This window comes from Streptomyces cylindrosporus, from assembly GCF_022698165.1.
GTDB classification, from domain to species: Bacteria; Actinomycetota; Actinomycetes; order Streptomycetales; family Streptomycetaceae; genus Streptomyces; species Streptomyces cylindrosporus.
In genome coordinates this window covers 525,219-536,662 of record NZ_JALDAY010000002.1, presented here as the reverse complement: position 1 = coordinate 536,662, position 11,444 = coordinate 525,219, and the positions used below count along the sequence as shown (strand labels likewise).

Annotated in this window: 8 protein-coding genes; 3 read left to right on the top strand and 5 right to left on the bottom strand. The window is 71.1% G+C overall.

The features are described 5' to 3' along the window. Positions 1 to 12 precede the first annotated feature (12 nt). The gene (gene tkt / locus MQP27_RS07500; protein WP_242762535.1) at positions 13 to 2,088 is read right to left on the bottom strand and encodes a transketolase; all 2,076 of its coding nucleotides are present in this window, start codon (positions 2,086 to 2,088) and stop codon (positions 13 to 15) included. A 146-nt stretch (positions 2,089 to 2,234) separates the two neighbouring features. Here tkt and MQP27_RS07495 point away from each other — a divergent pair, with 146 nt between their 5' ends. After that, positions 2,235 to 3,140: a helix-turn-helix domain-containing protein gene (locus MQP27_RS07495; protein ID WP_242762533.1), complete on the top strand. Its 906-nt coding sequence runs from the start codon at positions 2,235 to 2,237 to the stop codon at positions 3,138 to 3,140. Positions 3,141 to 3,167: 27 nt separating this feature from the next. Here the strand turns inward: MQP27_RS07495 and MQP27_RS07490 are convergent, their stop codons facing one another. Together MQP27_RS07490 and MQP27_RS07485 are read right to left on the bottom strand one after the other, a co-directional pair. Continuing rightward, positions 3,168 to 5,507: an ABC transporter permease gene (locus MQP27_RS07490; protein WP_242762530.1), complete on the bottom strand. Its 2,340-nt coding sequence runs from the start codon at positions 5,505 to 5,507 to the stop codon at positions 3,168 to 3,170. Then, positions 5,504 to 6,196: an ABC transporter ATP-binding protein gene (locus MQP27_RS07485; RefSeq protein ID WP_242762527.1), complete on the bottom strand. Its 693-nt coding sequence runs from the start codon at positions 6,194 to 6,196 to the stop codon at positions 5,504 to 5,506. The genes MQP27_RS07490 and MQP27_RS07485 overlap by 4 nt, the downstream gene beginning before the upstream one ends. 222 nt (positions 6,197 to 6,418) lie before the next feature. Here MQP27_RS07485 and MQP27_RS07480 point away from each other — a divergent pair, with 222 nt between their 5' ends. Next, positions 6,419 to 7,741, top strand: a complete 1,323-nt coding sequence (locus MQP27_RS07480; RefSeq protein WP_242762524.1) for a sensor histidine kinase — start codon at positions 6,419 to 6,421, stop codon at positions 7,739 to 7,741. Continuing rightward, a complete protein-coding gene (locus MQP27_RS07475; RefSeq protein ID WP_242762522.1) occupies positions 7,726 to 8,421 on the top strand; it encodes a response regulator in 696 nt (231 codons plus the stop codon). The genes MQP27_RS07480 and MQP27_RS07475 overlap by 16 nt, the downstream gene beginning before the upstream one ends. 28 nt (positions 8,422 to 8,449) lie before the next feature. Here MQP27_RS07475 and MQP27_RS07470 read toward each other — a convergent pair whose 3' ends face one another. Continuing rightward, positions 8,450 to 9,835, bottom strand: coding sequence for a glycoside hydrolase family 16 protein (locus MQP27_RS07470; RefSeq protein WP_242762519.1), 1,386 nt, complete (start codon positions 9,833 to 9,835; stop codon positions 8,450 to 8,452). A gap of 196 nt (positions 9,836 to 10,031) precedes the next feature. After that, entirely contained in the window at positions 10,032 to 11,270 is a 1,239-nt protein-coding gene (locus MQP27_RS07465; RefSeq protein WP_242762517.1) for a L,D-transpeptidase, read from the bottom strand. Positions 11,271 to 11,444 lie beyond the last annotated feature (174 nt).

Here is an 11,444-nt window from a genome sequence, read left to right as displayed (position 1 = left end):
CTGGCGATCGGATCAACCGCGGGCGGCGGCGAGGGATTCCTTGGCCGCGGCGGCGACGTTCTCGGGGGTGAAGCCGAACTCGGCGAACAGGGTCTTGGCGTCGGCGGAGGCGCCGAAGTGCTCGAGGGAGACGATGCGTCCTGCGTCACCTGTGAAGCGGTACCACGTCAGGCCGATGCCCGCCTCGACCGCAACGCGGGCCTTCACCGACGGCGGAAGCACCTGGTCGCGGTACTCGCGCGGCTGCTCCTCGAACCACTCCACGGACGGCATCGACACGACCCGCGCGCCGATCCCCTCGGCCTCCAGCTGCTCCCGTGCGGCCACGGCGAGCTGGACCTCGGAGCCGGTGGCGATGAGGACGACGTCCGGGGTCTCCTTCGAGGACTCCTTCAGGACGTAACCGCCCTTCGCCGCATCGGGGTTGGGTGCGTAGGTGGGCACGCCCTGGCGGGTGAGCGCGAGGCCGTGCGGGGCCGGGTCGGTGGCGTGCCGCCTGAGGATCTCGGCCCAGGCGATCGCGGTCTCGTTGGCGTCGGCCGGGCGCACGATGTTGAGGCCCGGGATGGCGCGCAGGGCGGCCAGGTGCTCGACCGGCTGGTGGGTCGGACCGTCCTCGCCGAGACCGATGGAGTCGTGGGTCCAGACGTACGTCACCGGCAGCTGCATCAGGGCCGACATACGCACGGCGTTGCGCATGTAGTCGGAGAACACCAGGAAGGTGCCGCCGTAGATACGGGTGTTGCCGTGCAGGGCGATGCCGTTCATCTCGGCGGCCATCGAGAACTCGCGGATGCCGAAGTGGACGGTACGGCCGTACGGGTCGGCCTCGGGCAGCGGGTTGCCCTTCGGCAGGAAGGACGAGGTCTTGTCGATGGTGGTGTTGTTCGAGCCGGCCAGGTCGGCGGAGCCGCCCCACAGCTCGGGCAGCACGGAGCCGAGCGACTGGAGCACCTTGCCGGAGGCGGCACGGGTGGCGACCGACTTGCCCTCCTCGAACACCGGGATCGAGGACTCCCAGCCCTCGGGCAGCTGCCCGGCGACGATCCGGTCGAACAACTCGGCGCGCTCCGGGTTGGCGCCGCGCCACTTGTCGAGCTGCTTGTCCCAGGCCGCGTGCGCCTCGGCGCCCCGGTCGAGGGCCTCACGGGCGTGCGCCAGGACGTCGGCGTCGACCTGGAAGGACTGCTCGGGGTCGAAGCCGAGGAGGCGCTTGGTGGCGGCGATCTCCTCGGCGCCGAGGGCGGAGCCGTGGGCGGCCTCGGTGTTCTGCGCGTTCGGGGTGGGCCAGGCGATGATCGTGCGCATCGCGATGATGGACGGCCGCCCGGTCTCGGCCTGCGCGGCCTTGAGCGCCGCGTACAGGGCGGGTACGTCGATGTCGCCGCCGAGCGCGGGCTCGACGCGCTGCACGTGCCAGCCGTAGGCCTCGTACCGCTTCAGGACGTCCTCGGAGAACGCGGTCGCGGTGTCGCCCTCGATGGAGATGTGGTTGTCGTCGTAGAGGAAGACCAGGTTGCCGAGCTTCTGGTGGCCGGCCAGCGAGGAGGCCTCGGCGGAGACGCCCTCCTCCAGGTCGCCGTCGGAGACGATCGCCCAGATGGTGTGGTCGAAGGGGGAGGTGCCCTCGGGCGCCTCCGGGTCGAACAGACCGCGCTCGTAACGGGCGGCCATCGCCATGCCGACGGCGTTCGCGACACCCTGGCCGAGCGGACCGGTCGTGGTCTCGACGCCCGCGGTGTGCCCGTACTCGGGGTGACCGGGGGTCTTGGAGCCGTGGGTCCGGAAGGCCTTCAGGTCATCGAGCTCGACCTCGTACCCGGCGAGGAACAGCTGGGTGTAGAGGGTCAGCGAGGTGTGCCCGGGGGACAGAACGAAACGATCCCGCCCGGTCCACTCGGGATCGGCGGGATCGTGACGCATCACCTTCTGAAAGATCGTGTACGCGGCCGGGGCGAGGCTCATCGCGGTGCCCGGGTGCCCGTTGCCGACCTTCTGTACGGCGTCGGCGGCGAGCAGACGTGCGGTGTCGACGGCACGCCGGTCGAGTTCGGTCCATTCGAAGCTGTCCGATGTCTGCGTACTCATCTTCAAGAAGTCCTCGATCGCAGCGGGGTTTCTGGCTCGTTGCGTTCAAACTTAAAAGTCTGACTTTTACGAGGGAAGGTCCTCGTGTGCCAGCCTGTGGTGAAAGTGGGACACCGGACGTACCAGCTGGGCGGCGTGAGAGGGACATGGCGGACAGAACCATCCAAGGCGGAGACGGTGAAGGCAGCGTGGACGGGATCAGAACGTTCCCCTTCCCGGTCGAGCTGAGTGTGTGCGGGGTGGGCATGCAGGTGGGCCCGATGGGCGCCGACCGCACCTGGCACGCCGACGCCCCCCTGCACCGCGTCCATCGCATCGACTTCCATGTCGTGATGCTCTTCGACGAGGGGCCCGTCCGCCACATGATCGACTTTGCCGAGTACGAGGCGACGGCCGGCGACCTGCTGTGGATCCGCCCGGGTCAGGTCCACCGCTTCTCGAGTACGAGCGAGTACCGCGGAACCGTCCTGACCATGCAGCCCGGCTTCCTGCCCCGCGCCACGGTGGAGGCCACCGGCCTGTACCGCTACGACCTGCCGCCGCTGCTGCGCCCCGACGAGGCCCAGCTGGCGGCCCTGCGCTCCTCCCTCGCCCAGCTGGAGCGCGAGTACGAGGACACGACGACGCTCCCGCTGAGCCTCCACACCGCGGTCCTGCGCCACTCCCTCACGGCGTTCCTGCTGCGTCTCGCGCATCTGGCGGCGAGCTCGGCGGAGGCGGTCCGCCGCCAGTCGGACACGACGTTCACCCTGTTCCGGGACGCCGTGGAGAAGGGCTTCGCCACCAACCACAGCGTCAGCGCCTACGCCGACGCGCTCGGTTACTCCCGCCGCACCCTGGTCCGCGCGGTCCGCGCCGCAACCGGCGAGACGCCCAAGGGCTTCATCGACAAGCGGGTGATCCTGGAGGCGAAGCGGCTGCTGGCCCACACCGACATACCGATCGGCCGGGTGGGCGCGGCGGTGGGCTTCCCGGACGCCGCGAACTTCTCGAAGTTCTTCCAGCAGCACACGGAGACGACCCCGGCGGCTTTCCGGGCGGAGCTGCGATAGACGGGCGGATCTTCGCCGGGCGACCCCCTACTCCGTGCGCAGTGCCGTCGCCGTGCGGGCCCGCGCCGCCCAGCCGGACGGGAGCAGGGCGCCCAGGAGGGCGATCGCGATGCCGGCCAGCCCCAGCAGGACCAGTTCGGGGGCGTCGTACACATCGAGGACCGAGGGCGGGAGGCCGGTGCCCGCCGCGTGTCCCATCACCGGCAGGACATAGCCGTGCAGCGCGAACCCGAGCGGTACGCCGATCAGTCCGCCGAGGACGCCGATCCCGGCCACCGAGGAGAGCACGAGGCTCACGGTCTGCCGCGGTGACATGCCCAGCGCCTTGCAGACGCCGAGGTCGTGCACGCGCTCCCGGGTGTCGAGGACGACGGAGTTGAGCACGCCGAGGCCCGCCACGGAGACCAGCATCAGGGTGAGCAGCACCGCGATCGAGTCCAGCACGAGGATCATGCCGTCCTGCTGCGAGCCCTCGTCGGCCAGCACGTCGGCGCCGAGCGGCCGCACCACCGCGGCGAGCTTCGCGGCGTAGTCGGCGGGGGAGACGCCCGGCTTCACCTGGATCTGGAAGACCTGGGGCCTGGCCCCCGCGAAACCGGCCATGTCCGCGTGGACCGACAGGCCGTCGTTGTCGGTGTCGAAGGCCTCGCCGACGATCCGCAGACTCTCCGTGTCCTTCCCGAGCGTCACCCGGACCGTGTCGCCGATCCTGGTGCCGGTCCGTTCCAGGAAGCGCGTGGGTACGACGACCTGCCCGGCGCCGGTGATCCAGTGCCCGGAGATCATCTCGTAGCTCCCTGACCGCGAATCCCCCTGGTAGAGGGTGGCTTCGACCGAGCCGGATATCCCGGCGACGGTGACGTCCGTCCGGGTCATGCCGTAGTACGAGGCGGTGCCCGACTGCGCCTTGACGGCGGCGCCGACCTTCGCCGGATCGACGGACGGCGCCCTGCGGGCGGCTCCCGGGGAGAGCGGCCCGCGGTTCTGGACGGCTCCGCCGCTGACGACGGTGACATCGGCGCGGTCCTGGGGATCCTGCGCGCTGCCCACCGCGTTCAGGGACGAGGTCAGGCCCACCGCGAAGGTCGCCGCGACCGTGCCGAAGGCCACCGCGAGCAGCATCGCCGCGGTGCGGACCGGATGCGTGAAGGGACTGGCCAGGCCGTAGGTCACCGCCCGCGGCAGCGGCAGCCGCCCGGCCGTCCGGTGCGCCCACTGGCCGCGCCCCGTGCGCGGCGCCCGGCCCACCGCGATCGCCTCGACCGTCCGCAGCCGCCCGGCCCGCAGCGCGGGGACCAGCGCCGCGACCGTCACGATCAGCAGCGCGACCGCCGGCACGACCACGTCCACCCACCACGTCACCGACAGCGAGACACCCCCGTACACCTGCGCGGTGTCGGCCAGCAGCGGCACGGCCAGCACATTGCCCAGCACGACCCCGAGCGCGATACCGGCGACGGCCGGGATCAGCGCCTGTGCCACATAGGCCCGCACCACCTCGCGCGGGGTGAAGCCGATGGCCTTGAGGATGCCGATCCTGCGCAGCCCGGTGCCGACCGCGCCGCTGATCACACTGCTGACGATGATCACCGACATGACGATGCCGAGCACGCCGAAGGCCACCAGGAACGGGATGGTCGCCGCCGCGCCCCGGTCGGCGGAGTGCTTGGTGTCCAGATAGGACTGGGTGGCCAGCAGGGACCCGGACGGCACGGCGGCGGAGAGCAGCTTCCGGTCGGCGGCGATCTGCCCTTTGCTGCTGGCCGACTTGAAGCGGTACAGCATCTGGCTCGTGACCGGTGAGTCCTTCGAGGCCAGCGCGCGCACCTGCCCGGGGGTCGCCCAGGCGTCGGCGGTCCGGGCGGACGACAGCGCGAAGCCGACGACCGTCAGGCCCGGGCTGTCGGCGTCGCCGGAGGCCTTCATGACGGAGCCGATCTTGAGGGGGGAGTTCAGGAAGGACGCGGAGAGAACGATCTCGCCCGCCTTCTTCGCCCACCGCCCGGCCCGCAGGTCCAGGTCGTCCACGTCGCTGTGCGGGCCGGAACGCCCCACCAGGGTCAGCTCGTTGAAGGTGGTGGTGGGATACGGCCCCGCGCTCGCCGTGACACCGTCCAGCCGCCCGGTCTCCTTCAGCGCCGCCGTACTCACCCTGGCCGGATCGAACTGCGCGGTGATGTGCGCGCCGTGCTGCTTGGCGAAGGCGTGGTCGAAGGGGGCGTTGGTGGCGACGATGAGCGATCCGGCGATCACGGCGGCCGCGACGGCCATCATGCAGGCCACGGCGATCACCGTCGTCTGCACCCGGCGCCGGCCCACCCCGGAGCGCACGACCCGGCCCAGCGCGCCGCTGCCGAGGAGGCTCATCGGACGGCCTCCGCACGCGTGTCGAGGGAGAGACGGCCGTCGACCAGCTGGATGGTGCGGCTCGCGCACGCCCGCGCCAGCGCCATGTCGTGCGTGACCAGGACGAGGGTCTGCCCGCCGCGGTGCAGCTCCACCAGCAGCTCCCGTACGTCGTGCCCCGAGGCGGTGTCGAGCGCGCCGGTCGGCTCGTCCGCGAGCAGCAGCGCGGGCCGGTTGACCAACGCCCTTGCCACCGCGACGCGTTGGCGCTCACCGCCGGACAGCCGGCCCGGGTAGGCGCGGGCGTGTCGGGTGATGCCCAGCAGCTCCATCAGCTCGTCCGCGCGGGCCGCCGCCTTGCGCCGCGCGGCCCCGGTCAGCTGGGCGGGCAGCCGGATGTTGTCGGCGACGGTGAGGTCGTCGAGCAGATTGAAGAACTGGAAGACCATGCCGATCCGTTCGCGGCGGAACCGGGCCAGCGCGTGCTCGCCCAGCCGGTCGATCCGCTCTCCGGCCACGGTCACCGCGCCCTCGGTCGGCTTGTCGAGGCCGGCGACCAGGTTCAGCAGCGTCGACTTGCCGCTGCCGGAAGGACCGGTCACGGCGAGCGCCTCGCCCTCGGCGACAGCGAGGTCGAGCGGTCCGAGCGCGGGTGTGCCGGCGTTGTCGTAGCGCTTGGCCGCGCCCGCCAGTTCGATCACGTCAGTCATGGGAGTCCGTCCTTCGTCCTTGCGGCGCAAGGGAGTTGTCGGTGTCGGCCCGGCGAACGTAGGGGCGCGGACGCCTGGCGCGCGTCGGCCGCGGCACCGACTTGCGGGCGTCCCCGCGGAGGAGGGGCGCCCGGGGTCATCCCTGCGAAGTACGCCTGAGGTACGGCCTGTCGACCGTGCAGGCGGACGCGGGAGCGGGCCGGGGCGCAGCACAATGAGGCGATGGAGACGGAGGACCGGCGGGGACGGCGCCGGCAACTGCGCGACGCCCTGAGGCCGGAGCCGCAGAGCGCCCCGTTGTCGCGGCGGGCGGTGCGCGCGGACGTGGTGCTGGCGGTCCTGCTGACCGTCGTGGCGCTGATCGTGGCGGCGCGCTATCCCGGCGACGGGCCGGTCCACATCAGCTCGAAGGTCGAGTCCTCGTACGGCGAGCGCACGGTGCCGACCCCGCGCCCGCCGACGCCCCCGGTGCCGGTCGTACGGGACATGGAGCCCGAACCCTCCGCCCCCGCCTGGCCGTTGGTCGTGCTGACGGCGCTGCCGCTGGCGGCCCGGCGCCGGTATCCGCTGGCCGTGTTCGGGGTGGTGCTCGCCGCGGCCCTGGCCATCGGCGACAAGGCCTCCTGGATCAACGTGCTGTCCTGTGTCATCGGCGCCTACAGCGCTGCCATGTACAGCCGTTACTGGGCGCGGGCGGCGGCCGGGCTGCTCGCCGCCGCGGTGCTGGCCGGCATCGCCTTCCGCAACACCGACCCGGTGCTGCCGGGCTGGTCGAGCCCGGTGGTCGTGCTGCTGCTCGCCGGGGTGCTGGCCGTCACCGTCCGCTTCTGGCAGCGGCGCCTCGCGGAGAGCCGGGACCGCTACGCACGGCTGCAGAAGGCCCAGGAGGAGGGCATGCGGCGGGCCGTCGAGGAGGAGCGGGCCCGTATCGCCGCGGAACTGCACGACGTGGTGACCCACAATGTGAGCGTGATGGTCATCCAGGCGGGCGCGGCCCGCAAGGTGATGGACGGCGCTCCGGAGCGGTCGAAGGAGGCCCTGCTCGCCGTCGAGGCCGGGGGACGGGCCGCGATGGCCGAACTGCGCCATGTGATGGGCCTGTTGGCCGCCCCGGACACCGGCCGCCCCGACAGCCCCGCCGACGGCCTGGAACCGCAGCCCGGCCTCGGGCAGCTCGACGCCCTCGCCGAGCGGGTGCGCGCGGCCGGCACACCGGTCTCCGTCGCGGTGTCCCTGCCGCCGGACCCGCTGCCGCCCGGCATCGAACTCGCCGCCTACCGCGTGGTGCAGGAGGCACTGACCAACACCATCAAGCACGCGCCCGGCGCCGAGGCCTCGGTCACCGTCGGACACACCGCGGACGTCCTGGAGATAGAGGTCACCGACACCGGCGCCACCCGCGACGCACCCGGGGGCGAGGGCAACGGCCGCGGGCTGATCGGACTGCGCGAACGGCTCGCGGTGTACGGCGGCGAGCTCACCGCCGGTCCCACCCTGGCCGGCGGCTACCGCATCACCGCCCGGGTCCCGTGGCGGACCTCGTGAACCCGCCCGCGCTGCGCGCCGTCATCGCCGACGACCAGGCCCTCGTCCGCACCGGCTTCGGCATGATCCTGGCCGCGGACGGCATCGAGGTGACCGCGGAGGCGGCCGACGGGGCGGAAGCCGTTGCCGCGGTCCGGCGCACCCGGCCCGACGTCGTGCTCATGGACATCCGGATGCCGCGGATGGACGGCATCGAGGCGACCCGGCGGATCCTCGCCGACGGCGGCCCGGACGGCACCAGGGTCGTCATCCTGACCACCTACGACCTCGACCACTACGTCTACGCCGCGCTCACCGCCGGTGCCAGCGGCTTCCTGCTCAAGGACGTCACGCCCGAGCATCTGGTCGCCGCCGTACGCCTCGTGCAGGCCGGGGACGCCCTGCTGGCCCCCGCGATCACCCGCCGGCTCATCGAACGCTTCACGCACCGCGAGGAGGCCGGGACGGCCGCCCTGCACCGCGACCTGTCCGGCCTGACCCCGCGCGAACTGGAGGTGCTCCGGCTGCTCGCGACGGGCCTGAGCAACGCCGAACTCGCCGACCGCCTGGTGCTCAGCCCCACCACGGTCAAGACCCACATCGGCCGCATCCTGTCCAAGCTGGACCTGCGCGACCGCGTGCAGGCGGTCGTCCTGGCGTACGAGACGGGACTGATCTCCCCCGGGGGCGGGGACTCCTAGGACCCCGCCCCCGAAGGTGCCGCGCCCGTCAGTGCCCGAAGTCGAACCAGTTGACGTTCACGAAGTCCGCCGACTGGCCGCTGCTGAAGGTCAGATAGACGTCGTGAGTGCCCGTCACCGAGCTGATGTTGGCCGGGACCGTCGTCCAGGTCTGCCAGCCCCCGGTGTTGCCGACCGAGAAGCTGCCGATCGGCGTCGCCGTGGCGCTGTCCAGCCGCACCTGGACCAGGCCGCTCACCCCGCTCGCCGCCCCGCTGGCGACACGGGCGTAGAACTGGGTGGCCGCCGTGGAGCCGAAGTTGACGCCCTTGTAGAGAGCCCAGTCGCCGTTGGCTATGTAGCCGATGTCCTGGCCGCCGCCGGTGTCCGAGGTGGTCTCCGCGGTGACGCCGGACTGGCTGTCGTACGACTCGGCCTGGATGGCGCTGTAGGCGTCACGGTTGCCGGTCGGCGGGGTCGTGGTACCGCTCCCACTGGCCGAGAGGACCTGGACATAGTCCACGACCATCGGGTGGCCGGACTCGGTGGCGCTGGTCGGGCCGCCGCCGAACGCGGCCGGGAAGCCGCCGCCCATCGCCACGTTCAGGATGACGAAGAAGCCGTGGTTCGTCGCGTTGGCCCAGGTCGTCGCGTCCACCTGGTTCGCGGTCACCGTCTGGTAGTTGACACCGTCGACGTAGAAGCGGATCGCCTCGGGGCTGACCGAGCGGTCCCACTCCATCGTGTAGGTGTGGAAGCCGGACTGGCAGGTCGTGTTGGGACAGGCGGTGGAGTTGCCGAGGCCCGTCGTCTCGTTGCAGGGACCGCCGGAGGCCGTGCCGCAATGCACGGTCGCCCAGGTCTTGTTGATGCCGTTGACGTTCTCCATGACGTCCAGCTCGCCGACGCTCGGCCAGTTCTGGTAGTTGCCGCGGTAGGGGGCGCCGAGCATCCAGAACGCCGGCCAGTAGCCGAGCGCCGCGTTGCCCGTGACGTTGGGCATCTGGATCCGGGCCTCGACGCGCAACTTGCCGCCGGACGGGGGCTGGAAGTCGGTGCGGGTGGTCTCGATGCGGCCCGAGGTCCAGTTGCCCGCCGAGTCGCGGATCGGGGTGATCTTCAGGTTGCCGCTGCCGTCGAGCGCGACGTTGCTGGTGCTGTTCGTCATCGTCTCGACCTCGCCGGTGCCCCAGTTGGCGGGGCCGCCGGGATACGAAGTCCCGGTGTCGTACTGCCAGTTCGAGGTGTTGACGCCGGTGCCCGCCGAGCCGTTGAAGTCGTCGACGAAGACCTGCGTCCAGCCCGACGGGGGCGTGGGCGCGGACGCGTCGGCGGACTGGGTGGCGGCCGTGGCCAGCGCCGCCGCCAGACCGAGGGTGCTGAGTACGGCGACCAGCGCGCGTCGCCGTCTGGGTATGCCGGAGGTTGCACTCATGGGGGTGCCTCCCGGGTACGGGGTGATGGGCTGCGGATGCCCTTGGGAGCGACTCTTGAGAGCGCTCTCAAAGTGGGCCCAATGTGCTCTCCGGTACCAGGGTCGTCAAGACTTAAAGCAAGGAAAGTCCTTTCGGGGCGGGCAAGTTCACGTCATGAAGGGCGCAAACGGGCCCTAAACCTCGCCACCGCGGGGCTCAGACGGCGCTGCCCGCCTTCCAGTCCGCCCAGGACAGGTTCCAGCCGTTGAGGCCGTTCGAGGCCTCCACGGTCTTCTCGCCGGAGTTCTTCACGATCACCACGTCGCCGAGCATCGAGGACTCGTAGAACTTGTAGCCCGCCACCGAGCTGTCGTTCGCGCCCTTGGCGTCGTGCAGGCCCACACAGCCGTGGCTGGTGTTCTCGTGCCCGAACACCGAGGTGGACGCCCAGTAGTTGCCGTGCACGAAGGTGCCGGACGTGGTCAGGCGCTGGGCGTGCGGGACGTCGGAGATGTCGTACTCGTCGCCGAGGCCGACCGTCGAGGACTCCATGCGGGTCTGCTTGAACCGCTCGCTGATGACCATGATCCCGGACCAGGTGGTGTGGTCGGAGTCACCGCCGGAGACCGGGTAGGTGGCGTACGTCGCGCCGTCCCGCTTGACCACCATCTGCTTGGTGGACAGGTCGACCGTGCTGATCTGTTCGCGGCCGATGTGGAAGGTGACGTCCTTCTGCTGCACGCCGTAGACGCCGTCCTGGCCCTCGACGTCCTTCAGCCGCAGGCTGAGCGTGATCTTCGTGCCGGCGGCCCAGTACGTCTCCGGGCGGAAGTCCAGCCGGGTGTCGCTGAACCAGTGCCCGACCACCTCGACGGCCGGCTCGGCGGTGACGGTGATGGCCTTCTGGACGGCGGCCCGGTCCTTCACGGCGTGCGTGAAGTTGATCGACACGGGCATGCCGACGCCGGAGGTCGAGTCCGCCTCGGGGGTGAAGTAGCCGACGAAGGTCTCGCCGGGCGACTTGGTGGTGAAGGTCGCGGTCTGTGCGGCGGCGCCCTCCGGAGTCGCCGTGACCGTGTACTTCGTGCCCGAGTACGGGTTCCTCGCCGAAGTCCACTTGGTCTTGGCCGCGTTGAGCGAACCGTCCAGCGTGGAGCCGTCGTTGCCGGTGACCTTCACCGAGGCGAGCGTGCCGTCGGTCACGGTGATCTCGACCGGGCTTGTGAAGTCGGCCTTCTTGGTGCCGTCGGCGGGCGTGACCGAGACGGTGGGCTTCTTCGTGGCCGTGGCCTTCGCCGATGTGTCCGACTTGGCCGTGCCCTCCGAGGCGCCCGCCGAACTGCTGCATCCGGTCAGCGCGACGGCGGCGGGCACCGCGCCCAGCACGCCGAGCAGTCCGCGCCGGGACCACTTCTGCGACTGCTGAGACCGGTTCGATATGTGCGAGACGCCCACGGCAGGCCTTCCTGGGATTTCCACCTTTTCCGGGTGCATCCTGCGCCGCGCAGATTTGTTGATCCTTTGAATACCCGGGCCGCTTCCTGAGATTCCTGTGAGGACTGCCTGGGGGACTGTCTGGGGGACGGCCTGAAACGACGGTTGCCGGAGTGCCGGGGATTGTGAACAGAG

What these genes read in the sequence shown, in the direction of transcription:
- tkt (WP_242762535.1), bottom strand. Translation starts at nt 2,088, where the DNA reads ATGAGTACGCAGACATCGGACAGCTTCGAATGGACCGAACTCGACCGG.
- MQP27_RS07495 (WP_242762533.1), top strand. Translation starts at nt 2,235, where the DNA reads ATGGCGGACAGAACCATCCAAGGCGGAGACGGTGAAGGCAGCGTGGAC.
- MQP27_RS07490 (WP_242762530.1), bottom strand. Translation starts at nt 5,507, where the DNA reads ATGAGCCTCCTCGGCAGCGGCGCGCTGGGCCGGGTCGTGCGCTCCGGG.
- MQP27_RS07485 (WP_242762527.1), bottom strand. Translation starts at nt 6,196, where the DNA reads ATGACTGACGTGATCGAACTGGCGGGCGCGGCCAAGCGCTACGACAAC.
- MQP27_RS07480 (WP_242762524.1), top strand. Translation starts at nt 6,419, where the DNA reads ATGGAGACGGAGGACCGGCGGGGACGGCGCCGGCAACTGCGCGACGCC.
- MQP27_RS07470 (WP_242762519.1), bottom strand. Translation starts at nt 9,835, where the DNA reads ATGAGTGCAACCTCCGGCATACCCAGACGGCGACGCGCGCTGGTCGCC.